At 36.6% G+C, this 24,222-nt stretch carries 23 protein-coding genes; all 23 read right to left on the reverse strand.

Going from position 1 to position 24,222, the window contains the following annotated elements; translation table 11 throughout:
• Positions 1-28: 28 nt before the first annotated feature.
• Positions 29-415: a diacylglycerol kinase gene (locus COD11_RS13855; RefSeq protein ID WP_098797490.1), complete on the reverse strand. Its 387-nt coding sequence runs from the start codon at positions 413-415 to the stop codon at positions 29-31.
• On the reverse strand, positions 387-869 hold the full coding sequence (gene ybeY / locus COD11_RS13860; RefSeq protein WP_098797491.1) for an rRNA maturation RNase YbeY: 483 nt from the start codon (positions 867-869) through the stop codon (positions 387-389). Before ybeY ends, COD11_RS13855 begins: the two co-directional genes overlap by 29 nt.
• Positions 866-3,034 carry an HD family phosphohydrolase gene (locus tag COD11_RS13865; protein WP_098797492.1) on the reverse strand — a complete coding sequence of 723 codons (2,169 nt, stop codon included), beginning with the start codon at positions 3,032-3,034 and terminating at the stop codon, positions 866-868. The genes ybeY and COD11_RS13865 overlap by 4 nt, the downstream gene beginning before the upstream one ends.
• 274 nt (positions 3,035-3,308) lie before the next feature.
• Positions 3,309-4,271 carry a PhoH family protein gene (locus COD11_RS13870; protein ID WP_098797493.1) on the reverse strand — a complete coding sequence of 321 codons (963 nt, stop codon included), beginning with the start codon at positions 4,269-4,271 and terminating at the stop codon, positions 3,309-3,311.
• 3 nt (positions 4,272-4,274) lie between these two features.
• On the reverse strand, positions 4,275-5,462 hold the full coding sequence (gene yqfD / locus COD11_RS13875; RefSeq protein WP_098797494.1) for a sporulation protein YqfD: 1,188 nt from the start codon (positions 5,460-5,462) through the stop codon (positions 4,275-4,277).
• A gap of 158 nt (positions 5,463-5,620) precedes the next feature.
• Positions 5,621-5,908, reverse strand: coding sequence for a sporulation protein YqfC (gene yqfC, locus COD11_RS13880; RefSeq protein ID WP_098797495.1), 288 nt, complete (start codon positions 5,906-5,908; stop codon positions 5,621-5,623).
• A gap of 70 nt (positions 5,909-5,978) precedes the next feature.
• On the reverse strand, positions 5,979-6,518 hold the full coding sequence (locus COD11_RS13885) for a hypothetical protein (RefSeq protein WP_098797496.1): 540 nt from the start codon (positions 6,516-6,518) through the stop codon (positions 5,979-5,981).
• 68 nt (positions 6,519-6,586) lie between these two features.
• Complete coding sequence (floA, locus tag COD11_RS13890; protein ID WP_098797497.1) at positions 6,587-7,579, reverse strand: flotillin-like protein FloA; 993 nt, start codon at positions 7,577-7,579, stop codon at positions 6,587-6,589.
• 27 nt (positions 7,580-7,606) lie between these two features.
• On the reverse strand, positions 7,607-8,923 hold the full coding sequence (locus COD11_RS13895) for an NfeD family protein (RefSeq protein WP_442919997.1): 1,317 nt from the start codon (positions 8,921-8,923) through the stop codon (positions 7,607-7,609).
• Positions 8,924-9,109: 186 nt separating this feature from the next.
• Positions 9,110-9,556: a GatB/YqeY domain-containing protein gene (locus COD11_RS13900; protein WP_098797498.1), complete on the reverse strand. Its 447-nt coding sequence runs from the start codon at positions 9,554-9,556 to the stop codon at positions 9,110-9,112.
• A 14-nt stretch (positions 9,557-9,570) separates the two neighbouring features.
• The gene (gene rpsU, locus COD11_RS13905) at positions 9,571-9,744 is read right to left on the reverse strand and encodes a 30S ribosomal protein S21 (RefSeq protein WP_015595024.1); all 174 of its coding nucleotides are present in this window, start codon (positions 9,742-9,744) and stop codon (positions 9,571-9,573) included.
• A 236-nt stretch (positions 9,745-9,980) separates the two neighbouring features.
• The gene (gene deoC / locus COD11_RS13910; protein ID WP_176551089.1) at positions 9,981-10,649 is read right to left on the reverse strand and encodes a deoxyribose-phosphate aldolase; all 669 of its coding nucleotides are present in this window, start codon (positions 10,647-10,649) and stop codon (positions 9,981-9,983) included.
• Between the two features lie 610 nt (positions 10,650-11,259).
• Complete coding sequence (mtaB, locus tag COD11_RS13915; RefSeq protein WP_098797500.1) at positions 11,260-12,621, reverse strand: tRNA (N(6)-L-threonylcarbamoyladenosine(37)-C(2))-methylthiotransferase MtaB; 1,362 nt, start codon at positions 12,619-12,621, stop codon at positions 11,260-11,262.
• Between the two features lie 5 nt (positions 12,622-12,626).
• Positions 12,627-13,382, reverse strand: a complete 756-nt coding sequence (locus COD11_RS13920; protein ID WP_098797501.1) for a 16S rRNA (uracil(1498)-N(3))-methyltransferase — start codon at positions 13,380-13,382, stop codon at positions 12,627-12,629.
• Between the two features lie 17 nt (positions 13,383-13,399).
• Positions 13,400-14,338: a 50S ribosomal protein L11 methyltransferase gene (gene prmA / locus COD11_RS13925; RefSeq protein ID WP_098797502.1), complete on the reverse strand. Its 939-nt coding sequence runs from the start codon at positions 14,336-14,338 to the stop codon at positions 13,400-13,402.
• A 32-nt stretch (positions 14,339-14,370) separates the two neighbouring features.
• On the reverse strand, positions 14,371-15,492 hold the full coding sequence (gene dnaJ / locus COD11_RS13930; RefSeq protein ID WP_098797503.1) for a molecular chaperone DnaJ: 1,122 nt from the start codon (positions 15,490-15,492) through the stop codon (positions 14,371-14,373).
• A 157-nt stretch (positions 15,493-15,649) separates the two neighbouring features.
• Positions 15,650-17,479 (reverse strand): molecular chaperone DnaK, encoded by a 1,830-nt coding sequence (dnaK, locus tag COD11_RS13935; protein ID WP_098797504.1) that lies wholly within the window; start codon positions 17,477-17,479, stop codon positions 15,650-15,652.
• A gap of 33 nt (positions 17,480-17,512) precedes the next feature.
• Complete coding sequence (gene grpE / locus COD11_RS13940; protein WP_098797505.1) at positions 17,513-18,091, reverse strand: nucleotide exchange factor GrpE; 579 nt, start codon at positions 18,089-18,091, stop codon at positions 17,513-17,515.
• A 102-nt stretch (positions 18,092-18,193) separates the two neighbouring features.
• Positions 18,194-19,225 (reverse strand): heat-inducible transcriptional repressor HrcA, encoded by a 1,032-nt coding sequence (gene hrcA / locus COD11_RS13945; RefSeq protein WP_098797506.1) that lies wholly within the window; start codon positions 19,223-19,225, stop codon positions 18,194-18,196.
• A 140-nt stretch (positions 19,226-19,365) separates the two neighbouring features.
• Positions 19,366-20,508: a radical SAM family heme chaperone HemW gene (hemW, locus tag COD11_RS13950; protein WP_098797507.1), complete on the reverse strand. Its 1,143-nt coding sequence runs from the start codon at positions 20,506-20,508 to the stop codon at positions 19,366-19,368.
• Between the two features lie 108 nt (positions 20,509-20,616).
• Complete coding sequence (lepA, locus tag COD11_RS13955) at positions 20,617-22,440, reverse strand: translation elongation factor 4 (protein WP_098797508.1); 1,824 nt, start codon at positions 22,438-22,440, stop codon at positions 20,617-20,619.
• A gap of 169 nt (positions 22,441-22,609) precedes the next feature.
• The gene (locus COD11_RS13960) at positions 22,610-22,957 is read right to left on the reverse strand and encodes a YqxA family protein (RefSeq protein ID WP_098797509.1); all 348 of its coding nucleotides are present in this window, start codon (positions 22,955-22,957) and stop codon (positions 22,610-22,612) included.
• A gap of 22 nt (positions 22,958-22,979) precedes the next feature.
• Positions 22,980-24,179 carry a stage II sporulation protein P gene (gene spoIIP / locus COD11_RS13965; protein WP_098797510.1) on the reverse strand — a complete coding sequence of 400 codons (1,200 nt, stop codon included), beginning with the start codon at positions 24,177-24,179 and terminating at the stop codon, positions 22,980-22,982.
• Between the last annotated feature and the right edge of the window lie 43 nt (positions 24,180-24,222).

The following is a 24,222-nucleotide window of genomic DNA, read 5'->3' on the forward strand; positions in this document are numbered from 1 at the left end:
TAAGCTATCTCGCTTCGACAGCTCATAGCTATAAAAATAATTTAAGATGACTCCATATAATAATTACACCAATTATAACCGAAAGAAACGCATATACCAAAACCGCTCCAGCCGCAGCATCTTTTGCTGCTTTTGCAAGCGGATGATAATCTGGTGTAATTAAATCTACAACATGCTCTAAAGCGGTATTGATCAATTCTAACGAAAGCATACCACCGAGCAAAAACAAGAGAAGGACCCATTCAAATGTTGTAAACCCAAGAATCATTCCCACTATCAGCATGATGAAGGAGATAGAAACATGGATTTGAAAATTCCTCTCGGATTTAAAGGTTTGAGTAATACCGGACCAGGCATATATAAAGCTTTTAAAAAAACGCTTCCATTCAGATAGTTTCGGATCTTTTAAGTCCATATTGATTTAAAATATCCTTTTGTTTAGTAAACATCTCTTTTTCATCAGCTTCTGTCATATGATCATAACCTAAAAGATGAAGAAAACCATGTACGGCTAAAAACCCCAGCTCCCTCATAAATGAATGACCATATTCCTGAGCCTGTTCTTTGGCACGAGGAATCGATATAATGATATCTCCAAGCATTCTAGGCTGATCTATACCTACAATTTCAACCTCGCCTTCTCCCATCTCTTCTAAAGCAAATGAAATAACATCTGTAGGTTGATCTTTGTCTCGATATTCCCGGTTTACTTCTTGTATACGTTCATTTGTAACGAATGTGACTGAGATCTCAGCACCTTCTGTTATACCTTCTTGTTCAGCAGCAAACTGCAGGAGTTCTTCAACTGTATGTATTTCCTTTTCAGTTAATTCATTTGTTTCATCATGACTATCGATAGATAATCTCATTCTTTCTTCACCTTCTGTTTTTTTGTTAGTTCAGGGTACTCAATTCTAGAATGGAAAATTCCTTTTAATGACTCACAAAAAGACTTAGCAATAATATCCAGTTCCTTTAATGTTATATCACATTCATCTAACTGATTATCTTGTAATCGATCAGAAATTATTGACCTGACCAGCTTTTCAATCTTTTCAGGAGTAGGGTTTGACATAGAGCGTACTGCAGCTTCTACACTATCCGCAATCGAGATAATCGCAATTTCTTTTGTTTGTGGCTTTGGACCTGGGTAACGGAACTCCTCCTCATAGATGGAATCATTCGTTTGCTTAGCCTGATGATAAAAATACTTTAAAAGTGTTGTCCCATGGTGCTGTTCAGCTATGTCAACAAATTCCTTTGGCATTTTATGCTTTCTTAACATTTCCACGCCATCTGTAACATGGGAAATGATGATATTTTTACTAAGTTGTGCAGATAGCTTATTATGTGGATTTTCAATATTCATCTGATTTTCAATAAAATACTGTGGACGTTTTGTTTTTCCAATATCATGATAATAAGCAGCCACCCTTGCAAGAAGTCCATTTGCACCAATAGCTTCACAAGCAGATTCTGATAAATTAGCAACCATAACACTATGATGATATGTTCCTGGGGTCTCCGTTAAAATTTTCCTTAGTAAAGGGTGATTAGGATTGGCCAACTCAATTAGCTTCATCGTTGATAGTATGCCAAAACCTGTTTCAAAAAATGGCATAAAACCTATCGTCAATACCGAAGACACAAGACCTGACGCACATGCCATTACAAAATACGAGGATATTTCCATATTAGAATATCCACCATTACGAATAAGCATAATGGCTGTAAGAGCTAGCACATTGATTCCAGCAACAAATAAACCTGCCTGTAAGATTTTTGAACGCAGGTTATGTTCACCTAAAAACAACACCCCTGCAAGACAGCCAAAAAGATAATAAATTCCGATAGAAAAGTTAAAATTGCCTGTTATTCCTTCATTAAATATAACACTTCCACAAACAGCAAAGATCATACTAGTTAAAATGGCTAATCGTTCATTTAATAATAATTTAACCAGCATCACTCCCATTGCAACCGGAACGATATAACCAATATGTGTATAATCAATCTTTTGAAATAAGCTGACAATTTTCATTAATAAAATCGTAATAGCAAAGATTAAACAATATAATAACAAAGAATTGTTTTTTCTTGAAATCGGACTGTCTTTCTTTTCGAAAAAATAAACAACCGCAGCCAAAATTAGTAGAATAAATAAACCGAGTCCCAAAAATGGTTTAAAAGATTGATGATCATCTAATAAACCAACAAGGCCAAGTTTTCGATAAACTTCACGGTTAATGAGTTCATCTTCTTCTACTAAAATTTGCCCTTGTTTTATTTGCGCTTCTTTTACACTATCTACAGCTAACTGTCTTTGTTCTTCTGTTGCTTCAAGGTCAAACACATAGTTTGGCGTGATTGCAAATCTAGCAAGAGTTGTGGCTGATTCAGAAACTTCTGGTCGCAACGATGTATATTGGAGCTCATCCTCGACCTGCTTTTTTGCTTCTGTTAATTGAACAATAGGTATTTCTTTGCTCATTATATTATTCACAGCTGTTACAACAGCATCTTTCGCTAACTCAAGTTCATCTTCAGATGTTTCAACTAATGATACAAATGTGTTAGCCGGAATTTTCTTGTTAATCGATTCTGTTAATTTCCCTCTAATTTTCTCAACTTTCTCATTTGACGTTGTAGTTGAAGCACCCTCTTCATTGCCTTTTTCTTCTTCTTTTCTAACTTCTATTACAGTGTCAAAGATAGACGAAACAAGATCTACTTGCTTTTCTGAGATTTCCTTTTTTAAAACATACTGATCCTCTACTGAATCATATGCTTCCTGTTGTTTTCTTTCTGTCTCAACTTTATCTTCCACCGTTGTAGGAGCATAAATTGTCTGGTCTGAAACAGTAAAGAGCTCAATATCCAGCGTTTCGGGCTTTACATTACTATACAGAGCAACAAATAAGATAACGGCTAATATGCTGTACAAAAAAATATGTAGAAACTTGTAACTATTTAACTTATCTACCACTTTGTTCGTTCTTTTATTTTCCTTTGAATTGGCATTTTTTTTCTTCATGATTGGCACCACCCTCTAACAACCTTCCAAAGAAAAGCCGCTATAAACAATTCTCTACTACCATTATTCATTTTTATCGAAAAATGTTCAACTGTTAAGACAAAATATGACAAAAAAAGAACAAAAGTGCAAGCACTTTCATAAACAATACCTTAAAAAGGATAAAGGCGAAAGTGCCTTATGAATTAATAACTTATTCAATTAACTGATGCACAAATCTTAATCCTTACTTCAAAGAAAAATGACCCGATTAAGGGTGCTCGGGTCATTTTTCTTATTTTGAATTTTCATCATATGCCGAGATAATTTTAGCTACAAGTGGATGTCGAACAACGTCTGACTGCTCAAGAATCACAAATGATAATCCACTAACATTTGTGAGAATATCTTTTGCGGTAGCCAAGCCTGATTTGACTCCTTTTGGAAGGTCCACTTGAGTAATATCACCAGTTATAACCATTTTGGAGCCAAATCCCAGTCTTGTTAGGAACATTTTCATTTGCTCTGGCGTAGTGTTCTGTGCTTCGTCTAAAATGACGAAAGCATCATCCAATGTTCTACCTCTCATATATGCCAAGGGTGCAATTTCAATTGTCCCACGCTCAATCAGCCTTTGGGTATGCTCCATTCCCAATACATCATGAAGAGCATCATATAATGGTCTTAAATAAGGATCAACTTTTTCCTTTAAGTCTCCCGGTAGAAATCCTAAACTTTCTCCGGCTTCCACAGCTGGTCTTGTTAAAATAATGCGTTTAACAGAGCCAAGTTTTAATGCATTAACGGCCATTACTACAGCTAGATACGTTTTTCCCGTTCCTGCAGGGCCAATTCCAAAAACTAAATCCTTTTTTTGAATAGCAGAAATATATTGACGCTGACCTAAGGTTTTTACGCGTATAGACTTTCCTTTAGCCGTTTTTCCAATTTCCTGCATATAAAGATTTTCCAGCTGATCTAACTTTTGTTCTTTCGCCATATTAATGGCATAAATAATGTCTCTTTCACTTATGTTAATACCTTTTCTAATAATGAGAAGCAGTGATTTAAGAAGTTCATCGACGAGTTTAACATTCTCCGCACTTCCTGAAACATAAACTCCTTCTCCTCTTGTTACAATCGAAACATTTAAACCTTCTTCGATTCGTTTTAAGTGAAGATCATGGTTACCAAATAGAGCAATTGCTTCGTTTGGATTTTCTACTTGTTGATTCATTGTCACTAATTCTTCTGGCATTCTTTAATCTCCCTGAACAATTGGTGTGGTTTTTACAATATTTTCTATCGCTTGATAAAGAACTGTCAACTTAACTTTACCATTCTCATTCGATTGGTGCAAAACTTTTTCACCTATGACCTTTTCTTCTTCATCCAATTTGTCTTCAATATCTTTACGTCCTCTATCTAATGCAGCTTCTTTTGCTTGTTCAATACTATATTCTCTTTTTACCTGTTCCTTTTCACGATATGTTTCATTCACATAGGCAATAGGAAGTGTAAACTTTAAAAATTTGACATGATAAACATCATCTTCAACTTCAAAAGATTCAAATTTACTAGCTCCAAATCCCCATATTGGAATTCTAAATGAACCAAATTGAAGATAATGTTTAACTTTAGCTTCCCCAGTTAACACATCAAAAGTCGTTTTTAATGGAATTGTTATTGAAGATTTATACCAAGTTTCCCCGAATATCTCAGCCTTAGCAGCAACTTTCTTCTGTTCATCTTCTTTACCAATCAAACCGGATACCAATACCTGTCCCTTTGAAACATGTTCATTTAAGGTTGTTAGCGGTTGACCTTGTTCAACGAACATCTTTTTAATAACAGCTTCCTTCTGTGCCACAATATGTCTTGGACTTACTAACTCTTCTTCCTCAGGCTGATTTTTTTCTACAACTTTTAGATGATAGGTTGTACCTGTTAACTCTACTCCAACCCATGTAATTTGTTGTATATTATCTGTTAAAGTCTTTTGAATATCATCTGGATTTTCAACCAAGAATTGGAACTTTCCGGTTTTAACTCCGATACTAGATAATTCTTTTTTTATTAAGTGTTCTGTTTCAGGTGATGCACCTTCGACCTTTATTCCCCAAATCATATTAGATAAAACAAAAATGACCAGTAAAAATGCAAGTAATCCTAAAACAAAACCATTATTTTTCCATGACTTTTTAACGAAAAAAGGAAAGCCCAGCCTCTTTTCAAACCTACATTTACATTCATTTTTCTTTACAACAGCTCGTAAAGCATGTACATCTTGAAGGCGTATAAAAAAACTTAAACTTTCTGACTCATATCGTTTAACATTCCACACCACAATATTGTTTCGGATACAATCGTTTAAAAACCGCTCTGTACCTCTTCCACTAATACTCACTTTCACTACACCAAACAAATAACTCGTCCATTTATTCTTCATACTCATCCCCCTGTTTAAGAAACACATCAATAAAAAAGAGATATATACTTGTCTGCCGTGTTGCTGAAACACAGCAGACAACTAGACAAATTCACTTAGATATTCCTTATGATTACATGAAGTTCTTTTCCAATTACGAACGATAGGAGTAAAAACATTTAAGACTCATCAAGGTATGAAACTTGGCTTATCTTACCTTCTAATAAAATTTCTTCCGGAAGTATTGTTTTTATGACAAAGGCTTCACCTTTAATTAAAAGCTGACCTTGCTTTAGTAATAGGCGAAGCTCAGTATCAGTAAATGTAAGGAGTCCTCGATGATTCTCTATGTAAATATGCAGCTGTCCGACCATCGTAATTCTAGGAAGATCCATCATGACATCCGGCGGGAGTTCAATGTTATTTGTTATCCATCTCGTTAATTGCTGGCGCCATTTTTTTGCCATAAAAAAAGACCCCCTTTCATCTCATATGTATGAGAGAAACCGGAGTCTTATAACACGTTTATTTGTTAAGTTACAATCGTCTTTTATTTTGGGTGTAATGTGGATTTTTTGAACGAGGTGGCCCTAGAATTTCACTCCAGATAACACCTTGAGCAGCACTTTGTTGATCAACAATAAGCTGATTACGATTTACATTTCGGTTAACTTTTGGTAACTTCTCCTCTTTTAAGGCTTGAGGTTTACCAAGACGCTCTTTTACAGTATTTACCCTATCATCTTTAACAGGATTGCGTTTCATCTTCTCATAAGCCTCTTGTACGGTTTGAAGAGGTGGCCTGTTTTCTTCTCTTGGTTTTGTTTCTACAGTTGTCATAACCGGTTTCGGGACAGGCCTCGGATTTGGTCTAGAGCTAGTCCTTGGATTCGGTCTTGGATTTGGCCTTGGACTTGGCCTAGAATCTTGCCTAGTATCCTGCGGAGAAACCGTTTGTTTAGTTGGTTGTTTTTGATTCGTTTCATCTTCTTTTGTCTTAGAAGTGAAAACGCGAGAGAAGAGCCATGCTAAAGCCGCCCAGACAAGAGGGTTTGTGAAAATTTCTGTTATATCCACTCTTTACTCCCTCCTTTTTAATGAGGAATAGGGATTGAGTACTCAATCCCTTTTATTGATAACGCTTCTTAGTATTGATCTGAATCATTATGATCTTTATTTGTTTTTCCAATTGAATCTCTCATGTCTGTATCTGCGGATATATTTTTAATATTCATATAATCCATAACACCAATATTACCTGAACGAAGAGCCTCAGACATAGCTAGCGGAACTTTCGCTTCTGCTTCCACAACCTTAGCTTTCATTTCCTGAACACGTGCAAGCATTTCTTGTTCTTGTGCAACAGCCATTGCTCTTCGTTCTTCTGCCTTTGCCTGAGCAATCTTTTTATCTGCTTCAGCTTGCTCTGTTTGTAATTCTGCACCAATATTTTTACCGATATCAACATCCGCAATATCAATCGAGAGAATTTCAAAGGCTGTACCTGAGTCAAGTCCTTTTCCTAAAACAGTTTGGGAAATCAAATCAGGGTTTTCAAGTACTTTCTTGTGATTATCTGATGAACCAATTGTACTTACAATCCCTTCACCAACACGGGCAATAATCGTGTCTTCACCAGCACCACCGACAAGTCGTTCAATATTTGCTCTAACAGTGATTCTAGCTTTAGCTTTTACTTCAATACCATCCATCGCAACACCAGCAATAAACGGTGTTTCAATCACTTTTGGGTTTACACTCATTTGTACAGCTTCTAGTACGTCACGACCGGCTAGATCGATTGCAGCACATCGTTCAAAAGTTAATTCGATGTTTGCACGTTCTGCGGCAATTAAAGCATTAACAACTCGGTCAACATTACCACCTGCTAAATAGTGGCTTTCTAGTTGGTTAGTTGTCACATCAAGACCTGCTTTATATGCTTTGATCAATGGGTTAACAACTCTACTTGGAATGACACGACGTAACCTCATTCCGATTAGCGTAAAAATACTTATCCTTACACCAGCTGCTAAGGCAGAAATCCATAGGGCAATCGGTACAAATGTAAAGAAAACACCTAAAACGATTAGCCCCAATATGATAAGTCCAATTAATAAGATTGCAGAAGCATCCATTTTGTTATTCCTCCTAATGTTTTTTCTTTATAATTCTCTCACAACAATACGTGAGCCTTCTACTTTTACTACTTTTACCTTATTTCCTTTTGTAATATATCCGCCTTCTGTCACTACATCAAGGCGTTCATCACTAATAATAGCTGTCCCTGACGGCCTTAAAGTTGTTAGCGCTACTCCTTCAGCACCAACTAATTCAGCTCTAGATACATTGGATACATAGCCACTTTCGGTATTTGTTGAATCACGCAAAATTAACTTTTTAAATATATTCATACGCTTTCCAAACACCTTTACTAATAGGATAGATGCTGTTATTGAAACAGCAAAGGAAATCAAAAGAGATATTGTCATGTGCACAAAATCACCTGAAGCTACATATAGGCTAGTGATAATGCTAACAAATCCTACTATTCCCAATATACCTCCTGGGACAAAAAACTCGGCTATTATAAAGATAATCCCAAGAATAAATAGAATAATGGATTCCATGCCAGCTAATCCCGCTACTAAGTGACCATAAAAGAATAAAAGAAGTGCTGCAAGTCCCATACTTCCTGGAACACCAAAACCAGGTGAATAAAGCTCCACAACCAACCCAAGACTTCCTATTGAAAGTAGAATTGGAACAACAACCGGATTCGTCAGAAACCTTGCAACTTTCTCAGCAAAGCTTTCTTCAGCTACAATCTCCACGGCATTATTATAACCTAATTGTTTTAGTAGATCATCTCGATCAATAGCCGTTCCTTCTGAATATCCAACTTCGAGTGCTTGTTTTGTCTCTAAAGTTAGCAAATCACCTTTACCCGCTCCGTATTCAGGAATATCTACATCTTTATCAGCCATTGCCAGCGCATATTTTGGATCACGACCATTACGTTCTGCTGACTCTCTCATTTCGGATAACCATAAAGACTGAGCTTTATCATCTGCCGCATTTCCATCACCTGTGATAATAGCAGCTGAGCCCATTTGACTGCCTGGTGCCATGTATATTTGATTTGCATTAAGAGCAATATAGGCGCCTGCAGAGATTGCTCTTCTATTAATATAAGCAGTAATCGGGATCTCACTTGAACGAAGAGTATCAGCTATTTCCATAGCCCCATCAACAGCCCCTCCAAGTGTATCAATCTCTAAAATAATGTGATCAACTTTTTGAGACTGTGCATCGGATACGGTTCTTTTAATATATTGCGATAAACCTTTTTCAACCGTTTCTTCAACAGGAATAATATAAACCTTTTCATTTGATTCTGCACTAATAATAGAAGTAAAACCTTGATAAATACTTAATATAAAAGCGAAGACAATCAAGAAAAGAAAAAACCTTTTTCTCACTTTACACCCCCCTTTCTATATCCTATTAGTAATACGGTTATGCAGATGAATTAGTTTCATCTTTTTTTGTGAAAGATGATTATATTATAAACATATTTATTCTTTGCTATTTTTTTATTGTCATGTAATGATTTTTTATGTAATAAAATAAAAGACATCTTGCAGAGCAAGATGTCTTTTTGTCATTTATGATAGTTGTTGTTGCACAAGCTTGTTAACAAGACTTCCGTCTGCTTTACCTTTTACTTTGGGCATAAGTGCTCCCATGACTTTCCCCATATCGGCTTTAGAAGTAGCATTTACCTCAGAAATTGTTTGCTTAACAATTTCTGCAACTTCTTCTTCGGAAAGCTGCTCAGGCATATAATTGACCAGTACATCAATCTCTGCTTGTGTTTTTTCAACTAAGTCCAAACGATCAGCATTTTTGAATTCCTGGAGGGAGTCTTTACGTTGTTTTAATTCGCGAGAAAGAACCGTCAATTCTTCTTCAGCAGACAATTCATTATTGCCAAGCTTTATCGCTTCATTTTGTAAAGCAGCTTTGACCATACGAATGACAACTAATTTTTCTTTTTCCTTGTTTTTCATCGCTTGTTTCATATCTTGATTCAAATGATCAAGAAGACTCATACGTACACCCTCTTTTAGAATTTGCGCTTTCTAGCTGCTTCAGACTTTTTCTTACGCTTTACGCTAGGCTTTTCATAGAATTCGCGCTTTCTTGCTTCTTGTATTGTACCACTTTTTGATACAGTACGTTTGAAACGACGAAGAGCATCTTCAAGCGACTCGTTTTTACGAACGACCGTTTTTGACATTCTCTTTCCCTCCCTCCGAATACAACCAATCGACTACTTGTAAATAAAACATGCCTATAGATAAACATGTACTTTGATATTATAATATAATGACTATAACAGGTCAACTCATATAATAAATTCTTATTCTTTTATTAAAAACCTTTATCTTAAGGTTATCTTATGAACATACCTGTCATTTGTTTGTACAAATGCTCAAAAAGGAATAAATTGTTTGTTATTATGGTATTCATCTTTTAATAATCAGATGTAGATACTTCGCCTTTAACGATTGCAACACCGGAACTTGCTCCAATACGAGTAGCTCCTGCGGCAATTAATGCCTCTGCACCTTCAGTGTCTCTAACCCCGCCTGATGCTTTTACTCCAATATCAGGACCTACTGTTTTTCTCATTAATGCAATATCTTCAACAGTAGCTCCGCCAGTAGAGAAGCCTGTTGATGTTTTTACAAAGTCAGCTCCTGCTTTAACTGCAAGTTCACAAGCTCTCACCTTTTCTTCTTCAGTTAAAAGACTCGTCTCTATAATAACCTTTGTTAGAGCCTTTCCTTTTGCCGCTTCCACAACAGCTTCAATATCGCGCTGAACAAGCTCATCATTTTTATCTTTTAAAGCACCGATATTTATAACCATATCAACTTCTGTTGCACCCTTAAAGATAGCATCCTTCGTTTCAAATCCTTTTGTCTCAGGAGTGTTCGCACCTAGTGGGAAACCTATAACAGTACAAACTTTTACTTCTGAATCTTTCAAAAGCTGGGCCGCTGTTTCAACCCAAGTTGGATTTACACAAACAGATGCAAACTGAAATTCAATTGCTTCCTGACAAAGCTTTTCTACTGTTTCTTTTGTTGTATCCGCTTTTAAAGCTGTATGATCTATCATTTTTGCAATTTTAGACATTATGTATCTTCTCCTTTATTTTTGATAGTTGTCCGACATCTTACATCTTATCATTTATCATATATAAAAACGAGTATAAAAATAATTTGTGCCAGTTAGAGAAATTTAGTCATTTTTATGTTTTTTTGAGGTCGGAAATTTAATAATGCAATTAGAATGAAGAGTTAATTTTAGTTATGAAGTTAAATAAAATTGCAAGAATAGGATTTTGGTTTTAGTAGCTCTTCACATATATGTATGAAGACCGTTTTCTATAGATTCTCTCTGGCTTTTGGTCTTCATTACCCATATGAAGACCATTTCCTCTGGTGTTTCTCTGGCTTTTGGTCTTCATCACCCATATGAAGACCATTTCCTCTGGTGTTTCTCTGGCTTTTGGTCTTCATCACTCTTATGAAGACCACTTCCCCTTATGTTTCTCTGGCTTTTGGTCTTCATCACTCTTATGAACGACACTACCCGCTCTTCCCCTTACACTTTTGTCGTTCATCACCCTTATGAACGACACAAACCACCGCCAATCTTCTTGTCGTATTGTTAAGACCCAAATAAACTCAAAAAAAATTAGGCGCGAATCCCTAAGAATCCGCGCCTAACCTAAAGTCTCTTATCATGAACTTAAACGAACTTCTTCTTCTACCTTAACAGTCTCTTCCATCACTCTTACAAACTGACCCTCATTGTATGGGTAGCCGGCTTTTGTGATTTTCACCTTCACGATTTTTCCGACCATTTCCTCATTTGCTGGGAAAACAACTTTTAGATAATTGTCTGTATATCCAACATACAAGTTTTCGTTTGTTTCTTCTTTGTATCTTTCTTCAGGAATTACTTCTAATACTTCATTCTCGAATTGTGATGCATATTCTTTTGCTAATTGATTTGAAAGTTCAATTAGGCGATGAACACGTTCGTTTTTTACATCCTCATCCACTTGATCTTCCATACGTGCAGCAGGCGTACCTGTTCGTTTAGAATAAGGGAACACATGTAGCTCTGAAAACTTATGTTTTTTAATAAAATTATACGTTTCCATGAACTCTTCTTCCGTTTCACCTGGGAAACCAACGATAACGTCAGATGTAATCGCTAAGCCAGGTAATGCTTCTTTTAAACGCTCAATACGCTCTGCAAAAAATTCCATCGTATACTTTCTACGCATACGTTTCAAAACAGTATCTGAGCCTGATTGAATTGGAATGTGCAGATGACGAACCACTTTATCTGAGTTTTGAAGCACTTCAATTACTTCGTCAGAAATTTGACTTGCTTCAATTGAAGAGATACGGATACGCTTTAAGCCTTCCACTTGCTCATCTAAATCTTTTAAAAGCATAGCTAAGTTATAGTCCTTTAAGTCCTCACCATATCCACCTGTGTGAATACCTGTTAGAACGATTTCTTTATAACCCGCATCTACGAGCTGTTGAGCTTGCGCAACTACCTCTTTAGGGTCACGAGAACGCATTAAACCACGAGCCCAAGGAATAATACAAAAAGTACAGAAATTATTGCAGCCTTCTTGAATTTTTAATGAAGCTCTTGTACGGTCTGTGAATGAAGGAACATCAAGTTCTTCATAAACACGCGTTTTCATAATGTTTCTAACGCTGTTAATTGGTTTTCTTTCTTCTTTGTATTGCTCAATATACTCTAACATTTTTACACGATCTTGAGTTCCAACAACAATATCAACACCCGGAATCGCCATGATTTCTGCCGGAGAAGTTTGCGCATAACAACCTGTTACACAAATAACACCATCCGGATTTTTTCGAATGGCACGACGAATAACTTGACGACTTTTTTTATCACCAGTGTTGGTAACTGTACATGTATTAATAACATACACGTCCGCAACACGTTCATAGTCAGTGCGTTCATAGCCAGCTTCTTTAAAGAGCTGCCATATCGCTTCTGTTTCATAATGATTTACTTTACAACCTAATGTATGAAATGCAACTGTAGGCATGATCTTCACCTCGATAGTTCGAAATTATAAGAAACAGCAGATAATAAATACAACGGTGCTGTCTCAGTTCTTAATATTCTTGGGCCAAAACTACAAATAATAAAACCTTCTTGCTCGAGTTTTGCAACCTCTTTTTCTGTTAATCCACCTTCAGGTCCAAACACAGCCAGCAGGGAACCACCAACCTGAAGTTCGTCTAATGCTTTAACCAAGTTTTTCTTTTCTCCCTGTTTAGCGGATTCTTCATAAGCAACAATTTTCACATCGAAATTTTTTGCTATAGAAATCAGTTCATGAAAATCACATGGTTCACAGATTGATGGAATTGTATTACGATATGATTGCTCTGATGCTTCCTTTGCGATTTTGGACCAACGCTCAAGCTTCTTACCGACCTTTTTAGTCTCAAGCTTTACAATTGAACGAGCAGCATTAAAAGGGATAAATGAAGAAGCACCTAATTCGGTGCCCTTTTGAATAATCCATTCAAGCTTATCCCCTTTAGGCAACCCGCTCGCAATGGAAATAGAAACTGGTAATTCATGATTCACTGTCATCCATTCTAATACAGAACAACTCACTTGGTCATTGGTAATTTCAACAATTTCACAAAGTGCTTCAAAGCCATCCTTCGTACAGCAGACAACCATATTACCTGATTGCATACGCAAAACACGTGAAATATGGTGTACGTCGTCACCTGTAATAAAGATATCTCCCTCAATATTTTCTTTAGCTGCTTCTATAAAATATCGTTGCAAAGGGATTCCCTCTTTCTTTACTTCTTTTTCGCGATAAACGCAACCCAATCTTCCATGACCATAGTTTCTTCAATAATAAAACCAGCATTTTGCAGCGCTTCTTTTACTTCATACTTTTTATTTTGAATAATACCTGATGTAATAAAAGTTCCGTCTTGTTTGAGTACTTCATATGCTTTATCAATAAAGCGAACAATAATTTCCGCAAGAATATTGGATACAATTAAATCAACTGGTCCTTCAACATCGTCTAGAAGATTTTTTTGAGAAACATTGACAATGTTTTGTACTTTGTTAATCTTACAATTTAAACGGGCACTATCAACTGCTACTTGATCTAAATCGTATGCATCAATACTTTTTGCACCGAGTAAACCTGCAGCAATACTTAGAACACCAGAACCTGTTCCTACGTCAATAACTGTATCATCCTTTTGTACAGTACGTTCTAATGCTTGTATACATAATACAGTGGTAGGATGTGTTCCTGTTCCAAAAGCCATCCCTGGATCTAGTTCTATGATTAATTCATCTGAGCTCACAGGTTCATAGATTTCCCAAGTTGGAACAATCGTAAACTTTTCAGAAATTTTAACAGGGTGGTAATATTTTTTCCAGGCTGTTGCCCATTCTTCTTCATTCACTTCACTTATTGTAATATGATTTCTTCCGAGATCGATATCATATACCAATAAATTATTAATAGCAGCCTTTATGCCCTCAACTGTTTCGCCAAGAAAACTATTAACAGGCAGATAAGCCTTTACAACAACACCTTCTTCTGGATAATCGGTTGGATCTAGTTGGTAGATTTCGCCGAGGGATGTACTCCGTTCCTTCATTAAGTCAGCTAAATCCTCAATGACCACCCCACTTGCTCCAGCTTCATGTAAAATATTTGAAATGGGTTCCACCGCTTCTTGTGTTGTATGGATGCTTAATTCAGACCATTTCATACCTACCAACTCCAATCCTTAACCTTTAAATATTAATCACCTTTGAACGCTCGTTTTACTTTATCAAAAAAGCTTTCTTCATGTTCATCGGGCTTTGCCCCACTGATTTCAGCAAATTCTCTTAACAAATCCTTTTGTTTTTCCGTTAAGTTTGTAGGAGTTAACACACGTAAAATAACATATTGATCACCTTGACCATAGCCTCTTACATTTGGTACTCCCTTACCAGATAAGCGGAATTTTTTTCCTGTTTGAGTTCCAGAAGGTACTTTAAGTTTTACCTTCCCGTGTAATGTTGGAATCTCAATTTCATCTCCAAGTGCAGCTTGAGCGAAAGTTAATGGCATTTCACAATAAATGTCATCACCATCTCTTTCAAAAAATTCATGTTCTCTCACATGGAAAACAACATATAGATCTCCTGGAGGTCCACCATTTACTCCTGGCTCTCCTTGTGCTGATACACGTAGTTGTTGACCATCATCAACACCTGCAGGAATTTTCACTTGGATTTTTTTGCGTTTTTTCACTTTACCTGTTCCACGACAAGTTCCACATTTATGCTTAATGATTTTACCTGTTCCTTCACAGTAGTGACAAACTCGTCTATTTACAATACGACCAAACGGTGTATTTTGTTCAACACTTTGTTGGCCGCTACCGCCACAATGCGAACATGTCTCAGGAGAAGTCCCCTTTTGAGCGCCCGAGCCATCACATGTTTCACACGTTTCTTCACGTGGGATTTCAATTGTTGTTTCTTTACCAAAAACAGCTTCTTCAAAATCCAGCGTCATAGTATATTGTAAGTCAGCACCTTGTCTTGGGGCATTCGGATCTCTTCTTCTTGTGCCACCGCCAAAGATTGAGCTAAAAATATCCTCAAAGCCAAAACCATCACCACCGAAACCAGCACCGCCACCAAAGCCTTGATTTGGATCAGTATGTCCAAATTGATCATAATGAGCTTTCTTTTGATCATCACTTAATGTTTCATAGGCCTCTGTAATTTCTTTGAATTTTTCGTCTGCATCTGCTTCTTTGTTGATGTCTGGATGATATTTCTTTGAAAGCTTACGATAAGCCTTTTTTATCTCATCCTTACCTGCGTTCTTACTTAACCCGAGCACCTCATAGTAATCACGCTTGCTCATAATTTCTCACTCCCGATTTTCTCACATAAGGTAAATTGTATCACTCAAAAGAGAAGAAAAGCAACATATTGTTACTGCTTATCACAAGCCTCTCACTTTTACAAAAAAAGCCAAAGTCAAGACCTACCCTGACTTTGACTTTTCACCTTAATATGACTTATTTTTTGTCGTCATCATTTACTTCTTCAAACTCTGCGTCAACAACATCGTCAGCTGCTTTATTACCAGCTTCTCCACCTTGTTGTGCCTGAGCTTGTTGTGCTTGCTCATATAGTTTCATAGAAAGCTCTTGTACAATTGTTTGAAGAGCTTCTTTTTTCACTTTAATTTCTTCTAATTCGTTTTTCTCAATCGCTGCTTTTAAAGCATCTTTTGCTTCATTCGCTTTCGCAACTTCAGCTTCGTCTACCTTACCTTCAAGATCTTTTAATGTTTTTTCTGTTTGGAACACTAATTGATCTGCTTCGTTACGTAGTTCAACTTCTTCTTTACGAGCTTTGTCTGCATCTGCGTTTTCTTCAGCTTCTTTAACCATACGGTCGATTTCATCATCAGATAAACCAGTGTTTGATTTAATTGTGATCGCTTGTTCTTTGTTTGTACCTAAATCTTTTGCACGAACATTTACGATACCATTTTTGTCGATATCAAATGATACCTCAATTTGAGGTACTCCACGTGGTGCTGGTGGAATATCTGTTAATTGGAAGCGACCTAATGTTTTGTTATCAGCTGACATTGGACGCTCACCTTGTAGCACGTGAATGTCTACTGCTGTTTGGTTATCAGCTGCGGTTGAGAACACTTGTGATTTACTTGTTGGGATTGTTGTATTACGTTCAATAAGCTTCGTAAATACCCCACCCATTGTTTCAATACCAAGTGAAAGCGGAGTAACGTCAAGTAATACAACGTCTTTTACGTCTCCAGTGATAACTCCACCTTGAATTGAAGCACCAAGTGCTACAACTTCATCAGGGTTTACGCCTTTATGAGGCTCTTTTCCTAATGCTTTTTTAATTGCTTCTTGTACAGCAGGAATACGAGTAGATCCCCCAACAAGAATAACTTTATCAATTTCACTAGCTGAAAGATCAGCATCGCTTAATGCTTGGCGGACAGGTCCCATTGTTCTTTCAACTAAATCTGAAGATAACTCGTCAAATTTAGCACGAGAAAGGCTTACTTCTAAGTGAAGTGGTCCAGCTTCTCCAGCCGTGATAAACGGTAATGAGATTTGAGTTGAAGTAACACCTGAAAGATCTTTTTTCGCTTTTTCAGCTGCATCTTTTAGACGTTGCAGGGCCATTTTATCTTTTGAAAGGTCAATGCCGTTTTCTTTTTTAAATTCTGCAACTAAGTAATCGATAATTACTTGGTCAAAGTCGTCTCCACCTAGACGGTTGTCCCCAGCAGTAGAACGTACTTCAAATACACCATCACCTAGTTCAAGTACAGATACGTCAAACGTACCGCCACCTAAGTCATAAACTAGGATTGTTTGGTCTTCGTCTGTTTTGTCTAAACCATATGCTAAAGCTGCAGCAGTAGGTTCGTTGATGATACGTTCAACTTCTAAACCTGCAATTTTACCAGCATCTTTTGTCGCTTGACGCTCAGCATCATTAAAGTAAGCTGGAACTGTAATAACTGCTTTTGTTACTGGCTCACCTAAATATTCTTCTGCATAAGATTTTAAATGTTGAAGAATAATGGCTGACATTTCTTGTGGTGTATAGTTTTTACCTTCAACTTCAACTTTATAGTCAGTACCCATATGACGTTTGATTGAGATAATTGTATTAGGGTTTGTGATAGCTTGACGCTTTGCTACCTCCCCAACTTGACGTTCGCCGTTTTTGAAAGCAACTACAGAAGGAGTTGTACGGTTACCTTCTGGATTTGGGATCACTTTCGGTTCTCCGCCTTCTAAAACTGCGACACATGAGTTTGTTGTACCTAAGTCGATACCGATAATTTTACTCATAGATAGAACCTCCTAATATGTAAGTTATGATAATTATTGATTTACTTTAACCATTGCAGGTCGAATCACTCGATCCTTCAATTTATATCCTTTTTGCAGTTCTTCAATGACAGAATTAGAATCATAGTTTTCATCCTCAACTTGCATCACTGCTTGATGTAGATGTGGATCAAATTGTTCACCAACTGATTTGATTGTTTCTACACCTTCGTTTTGCAGGGCTTGAACTAATTGGTTGTACACCATGTTCATTCCTTGTAGCAATGATTTGGTTTGATCATTGCTTGCTTCTATTTGTAACGCTCTTTCAAAGTTATCAAGAGCAGGTAAAATTTCAGAAACTAAGCTTTGTGCACGATACTTTTGAGCAGCCTCTTGATCTAAGCGAGCACGTCTTCTAAAGTTGTCAAAGTCTGCTTGAGCTCGAAGCATTTTGTTTTCTGTTTCATCAAGCTGTGCTTGTAAGGCAGCAATTTTAGCAGCTGACTCATCAACTACTTCAGCTTCTTCTACTTGAACATCATCTGCATCTACTATTTCAGCATCTGATTCGACGTTTTCAATTGTATCTACTGTTTCTTCTTGTTCTGCAACGTTTTTTTCATTTGACACGATCTTTCACCTCCCTTAAAGAAAGATATATATATCTAGTATTTATAAGCATGGGAATCGGATGGAATAGCGCTTATTCCATCCTTATCAATATAACCAAGCTTAAGAACCATGATACAAGTCGGTAAGAGTTTTAGACAGGTCACGTGTCATTCTTGTTAATAAACTTACAACACGGGAATATTCCATTCGAGTAGGACCAAGCACAGCTATTGTACCTAACTGATTGTCTCCTAATGAATAGGTGGCGGTAATAAGACTGCAGTTTTCCATTGCTGAAAGGTCATTTTCCTTACCAATTTTTATTGAAATGCCTGCAGAATTTGCTTTTAGTAGTCCATACAACTCTTTTTCTTGCTCAATCATTGTTAAAAGTGACCTAATTCTCCCAATATCTGAAAACTCTGGTTGACTGAGCATATTTGTTTTACCACCAAAATAAATTTTCTCATTTGACTCTAGCTTTAATGAACCAGCCATGATCTTTAATAGCATGTCATAGTTCTCAATATGATTCTTTAAGACAGTAACAACTTCTTTAAAGATTTTATTCTGGAGATCAACCAGTGGAACACCTACTAATCTTTCGTTAAGAATGTTCACCATTTTTTCAATATCACTTGGCTCTAGTGAATCTGGGAAAGTAATCGTACGATTTTCAACATGTCCAGTATTTGTGACAATGATGGCAACTGCAGTTTCCTTACTAATTGGCACGATTTGGATTCGTTTTAATCGATTTTCATTCACTTTCGGCCCTAGTACAATCGATGTATAATTTGTCATTTCCGACAAAATTTGTGCTGATTTTTGAACTACCTTTTCTAGTTCAAAAATTTTCTCAGCATAAATAGATTTAATTTGAGTTACTTCTGTTTTTGTTAATCTCTGTGGAGAAAGTAAATGGTCCACATAATAGCGATATCCCCTCTCAGAAGGAACACGTCCTGAGGAACTATGTGTTTTCTCAATAAATCCCAGGTCCTCTAAGTCAGCCATATCGTTCCTAATAGTAGCCGAGCTAAACGTAATTTCGTCTTTTTTCGCTAGTGATCGAGAACCAACAGGCTGAGCTGAATGAATAAAATCATCAATGATGACTTGAAGAACCAACAATTGGCGATCTGTAAGCACTATTCATCACCTCTGTTAGCACTCTTATAACGCGAGTGCTAAATATATATAAAAAGTTATCAAAACCAAAATAAATTGTCAATTATAAAATACTTGATTTATCAATGAAAAGCTCACAATTTTTAAATAAAGTCTGGTTTTTATGAAATTAAAAATTCTTGGAAAACTTCATTGCCTAATAGCTTCCCTTTATGAGTAAGAAAAAGGGATTCATCGTCATCTACCAGTAATCCTTGTTTAACAAGTTTTTGGATTTGACTACCAAATTTCTCTTCCAATTTAACTGAAAATCTTTTATGAAAAGTTTCCTTGTTAACACCTTTTACTTTTCGTAACCCAAGAAACATTTGCTCTTCCATTTCTTCTTCTTTGCTCACTTTTGTTTGTGCAGAAAAAGCTGTCCCGGATTCATCAATGTTCTCCATATACTTTCTGATTGGACCAACATTAGATGTTCTTAGCCCATTAACATATCCATGTGCACCTGCACCAAATCCATAGTAATACTCGTTGTTCCAATATGTTAGATTATGTTGACTTTCATATCCTGGAATGCTGTAATTACTTATTTCATATTGCTTAAAGCCATGCTTCTCCATTTCTTCCATTGCCAATTCATACATTTGCGCCTCATGCTCTTGAGGTGGCAGTGTTAATTTTCCTTTTTGCATTAAATTATAAAACACTGTTTTCGGTTCAATGATTAAAGAATATGCTGAGAAGTGTTTCACATTTAGAGTAAATGCAGTTTCCAGCGTTTCTCTAAATTGCTCGATTGTTTGTCCGGGCAGTGCATACATTAAATCGAGACTTAAATTATCAAAACCTACCTGTTCAGCTTGTTTTATTGTACGAAAAACATCATCTTTTCGATGAACTCGTCCAATTTTATTGAGAAGCTCATCGTCAAAACTCTGAACCCCAATACTTAAGCGATTAACTCCTGCATTCTTTAACACTTCCAATTTTTCTATAGAAAGCTCACCAGGATTTGCTTCAACCGCGAATTCAATAAGTTCATTTGTTGACAGCAGCTCGGTCGAGATACCTTCAAGAAGTCGATCAAGTTGTTTTGCCGATAGGGCTGTAGGAGTTCCACCACCAATAAAAATGGTTTTAAGCGGCTCCTGTTGTTTATTAATTTCCTTAGCATAATGCATTTCTGTTATAAGACTTTCAATATATTCATCAACAGGTTGTTGTTTGAAAAAAACCTTATTAAAATCACAATAATGACAAATATGATGGCAAAAAGGAATATGAATGTATGCGGATTTAATCATTTTTTCACCTTCTAATTAAGAAGCCGCAGACATCGCTGCGGCATCCATTTTCTTTCATATAACTTAAGAGAATTTATTATAGCATGTATCCGATTCTATCTAAAAGAATCAGCTTTCATCCATACGCAATACAGCCATAAAGGCTTCTTGTGGCACTTCAACAGAACCAACTTGCTTCATTCTCTTTTTACCTTCTTTTTGTTTTTCTAATAACTTACGTTTACGTGAAATGTCACCACCGTAACATTTCGCAAGTACGTTTTTACGCATTGCTTTGATTGTTGATCTTGCCACAATCTTTTGGCCAATCGCTGCTTGAATCGGCACTTCGAATTGTTGACGCGGAATAAGTTCTTTCAGTTTTTCAACAATTATTTTTCCACGCTCATACGATGAGTCACGGTGAACAATAAATGACAATGCATCAATCTTCTCAGCATTTAATAAAATGTCCATTTTAACTAGAGTTGATGTTTTGTAACCAATTAATTCATAGTCAAAGGAAGCATAACCTTTTGTATTCGATTTTAATTGATCAAAGAAATCATAAACAATTTCAGATAATGGGATTTCGTAATTAATGTTCACGCGATTTTCATCAAGATATTGCATATCTATGAAATTTCCACGTTTCTTCTGACAAAGCTCCATTACTGCACCGACATAATCATTCGGAACCATTATTGCCGCTTTAACATAAGGCTCTTCAATGCGGTCAATCTTTTGCGGGTCAGGCATATTAGATGGATTATCGACTCTTAGTGTTTCACCATCTGTTAAATGAACATCATAGATAACACTTGGAGCTGTAGTAATTAAATCAATTTTAAATTCACGTTCAATACGTTCTTGGATGATTTCCATATGAAGTAGTCCTAAAAATCCACAACGGAACCCAAATCCTAGAGCTTGTGACGTTTCTGGCTCAAATTGAAGAGACGAGTCATTTAGCTCAAGCTTTTCTAATGCTTCACGTAAATCATTATATTTAGCGGTATCAATTGGGTATAGTCCACAGAACACCATCGGATTTAACTTACGATAACCTGGCAGCGCCTCAGTTGCCCCGTTTTTTGCATTGGTAATTGTATCACCAACACGAGTGTCTCCAACGTTTTTAATAGCAGCTGTTAAAAATCCAACATCTCCTACATTTAATTCTTTTAACTGAACGGGTTTTGGATTGAATACCCCTACCTCAGTTACTTCAAATTCTTTACCGGTTGCCATCATTTTAATTTTTTGTCCTACTTTAACCGTTCCTTCAACTACACGAATGTATGCAACAACTCCGCGGTAAGCGTCATATAAGGAGTCAAAGATAAGAGCTTTTAACGGTCCTTCAGGATCACCTTGTGGTGCAGGTACTTTTTCTACAACCTGCTCTAGTATTTCTTCAATCCCAATTCCAGCTTTAGCAGATGCCAAAACTGCCTCAGATGCATCAAGTCCGATTACATCTTCAACCTCTTGACGAACACGTTCTGGGTCAGCACTTGGTAAGTCAATTTTGTTAATTACAGGCAAGATTTCCAAATCGTTATCAAGCGCTAAATATACATTTGCAAGCGTTTGAGCTTCTATTCCCTGAGCTGCATCAACCACAAGAATTGCTCCTTCACATGCTGCAAGACTTCGTGAAACCTCATACGTAAAGTCGACATGTCCTGGAGTATCGATTAAATGGAAAGTATATTCCTCTCCATCTTTCGCTTTATATTTTAATTGAACGGCATTCAATTTAATCGTGATCCCACGTTCTCGTTCAAGATCCATTGAATCTAACAGCTGATTCTTCATTTCACGCTGAGTTAAAGCTGATGTTTTTTCTAAAATACGATCTGCTAGAGTCGATTTACCGTGATCAATATGAGCAATAATCGAAAAGTTCCGGATTCTCGACTGCCTTTTTAATTTTTCTTCTCTATTCATAATATGTTTTCACTCCTACATAGCTTACAAATACACTATTTCTCATTATATCAATTGACAAATCAAGATTCAATGGATAAAAACGGAGGATGACCGTTGTTGTAGTAAAAAAGCCGACAGTTACTAATTGCCATTAGTTGATCATGGCGATTGTTTGTCGGCTTTCTTTTTATTCTAGTAAACCATTTAACCAGTTAGTTACCATATCCAATATTGTCGATACTCCATTACTAACTATGCCTGCAAGCTGTTTACCGATTTGAGAGAAGAAGTTAAAGGCTTCAATTTGTTCAAGCTGCTCTTGTTTTTTTTCAAGATCCTGACTGGTTACTTCGTTTCCAAGAATAGACGCGGCGACATCACCTGAATCATTTTGAACTTGAAATGCACCTTGTAAATCAGGATCATTGTATCCTTTCATTTTGATCATGCCTTGGTTTGCTTGCTGCATGCCAATTAACACGCCAAATAAAAGCACAGAACATAAAACAAAGCATTTAAACATGAATTTAATCATCTTACTTCCCTCACAATGTGTTTTACTTTTTTTCAGCTGATGAATCACCGTTTACTTTTTCTGCTTGCCAATAGTACTCGCTAAATACATCAGCTACAGCTGAAACTGTGTTTTTAAGTTCTTCTAGATTATTGTCAACCCCGCCAAATTCTAAGAGCATAGCGTTTTGAGATAAATCCTGGTTATAAACTCCGTTATAGCCTTTTCCTCCCTGCTCGAAAATCCCACGACTTAAGCCAGGGTATTTCTTTTCCAATAAATCATGAAGGTCTTTAGCTAACTTTTCATTTTTGTCAGCAGTTGGATTATCTCCACCAATTACAAATGCTAGTTTGGCATATGATATATCCCCAATTTTTATGGTGGTGACACCTTTTCTTTGTGAATCTCGATGAATATCGATCATATAATTCAAGTTACGATTACTAGCCATTGCACTTTCAACGATTGGCCTTGAGGCTGTATATGACTTTGCATAATTCCAACCTTTTTGCTTTAAATTGGCTTGTACATCTGTTTTTTCTACTTGTGATCCTATCCCCTCATCTGAGAGAGCTTTTCCTAATAACTCACTCACAATTGTGACGTTTGCTTTTGAGTGAATAGCACGATTAGGATCACTTTCTCCTTCTAATAACGGAAGATATGATTCAGTGTTATGAGTGTTATATATATAAACGACCTTTTTATCTCCTGTTGTAAGAGAAGGAGGAGCTTTTGGCTCTTCGTCTCCAGAATTTACAGCTTCATTTTTTGTAATAGATGCTTCTCTTTCTTGTTCCAGCACCTCTGTAGGCGGCGGAGATTCATATGGCATATTTGTATAGTTTGTCCCATCCCCAGCCACAACAATTTCACTATCAAACAAAGAGAATCCTGGTAATTCCCGTCCTAGCAAGCTGCGTGGGTCATCAGGGTTAATACTGGTAGCAACTTTAAACATAATAGAAGATAACTTGATTGGTTCTGCATGTTCTGGTAATGCAGAACTAAAAAAGCGGTTTTCAGCACCTAATAACTGAAGAAAAGCCTCACTATCAATATTTCGTGTTAAATCATTGATTGATGAGGAGGTTAAACGATATTCAGGTTTTAATGACGTCAAAATACCCGAAAGTAAAAAGGTCATGAACAAAACAATGAAGCTAACAACGATTCCTTTTTTTATGCTTGTCCCATTTAAGGTTACAACCATATTGCGGCTTGTACTAGAACGCTTCATTTCATAAAAAACCTCCTTATGCTTGTCTACTAAAATGTATGAC

The sequence above is a fragment of the Bacillus sp. AFS040349 genome (assembly GCF_002577655.1).
Lineage (GTDB): Bacteria > Bacillota > Bacilli > Bacillales > Bacillaceae > Metabacillus.

Coding starts and splice junctions, on each gene's coding strand:
- COD11_RS13855 (WP_098797490.1), bottom strand. CDS start 415: ATGGACTTAAAAGATCCGAAACTATCTGAATGGAAGCGTTTTTTTAAA.
- ybeY (WP_098797491.1), bottom strand. CDS start 869: ATGAGATTATCTATCGATAGTCATGATGAAACAAATGAATTAACTGAA.
- COD11_RS13865 (WP_098797492.1), bottom strand. CDS start 3,034: ATGAAGAAAAAAAATGCCAATTCAAAGGAAAATAAAAGAACGAACAAA.
- COD11_RS13870 (WP_098797493.1), bottom strand. CDS start 4,271: ATGCCAGAAGAATTAGTGACAATGAATCAACAAGTAGAAAATCCAAAC.
- yqfD (WP_098797494.1), bottom strand. CDS start 5,462: ATGAAGAATAAATGGACGAGTTATTTGTTTGGTGTAGTGAAAGTGAGT.
- yqfC (WP_098797495.1), bottom strand. CDS start 5,908: ATGGCAAAAAAATGGCGCCAGCAATTAACGAGATGGATAACAAATAAC.
- floA (WP_098797497.1), bottom strand. CDS start 7,579: ATGGATGCTTCTGCAATCTTATTAATTGGACTTATCATATTGGGGCTA.
- COD11_RS13900 (WP_098797498.1), bottom strand. CDS start 9,556: ATGAGTCTTCTTGATCATTTGAATCAAGATATGAAACAAGCGATGAAA.
- rpsU (WP_015595024.1), bottom strand. CDS start 9,744: ATGTCAAAAACGGTCGTTCGTAAAAACGAGTCGCTTGAAGATGCTCTT.
- deoC (WP_176551089.1), bottom strand. CDS start 10,649: ATGTCTAAAATTGCAAAAATGATAGATCATACAGCTTTAAAAGCGGAT.
- mtaB (WP_098797500.1), bottom strand. CDS start 12,621: ATGCCTACAGTTGCATTTCATACATTAGGTTGTAAAGTAAATCATTAT.
- prmA (WP_098797502.1), bottom strand. CDS start 14,338: ATGAAATGGTCTGAATTAAGCATCCATACAACACAAGAAGCGGTGGAA.
- dnaJ (WP_098797503.1), bottom strand. CDS start 15,492: ATGAGCAAGCGTGATTACTATGAGGTGCTCGGGTTAAGTAAGAACGCA.
- dnaK (WP_098797504.1), bottom strand. CDS start 17,479: ATGAGTAAAATTATCGGTATCGACTTAGGTACAACAAACTCATGTGTC.
- hemW (WP_098797507.1), bottom strand. CDS start 20,508: ATGATTAAATCCGCATACATTCATATTCCTTTTTGCCATCATATTTGT.
- lepA (WP_098797508.1), bottom strand. CDS start 22,440: ATGAATAGAGAAGAAAAATTAAAAAGGCAGTCGAGAATCCGGAACTTT.
- COD11_RS13960 (WP_098797509.1), bottom strand. CDS start 22,957: ATGATTAAATTCATGTTTAAATGCTTTGTTTTATGTTCTGTGCTTTTA.
- spoIIP (WP_098797510.1), bottom strand. CDS start 24,179: ATGAAGCGTTCTAGTACAAGCCGCAATATGGTTGTAACCTTAAATGGG.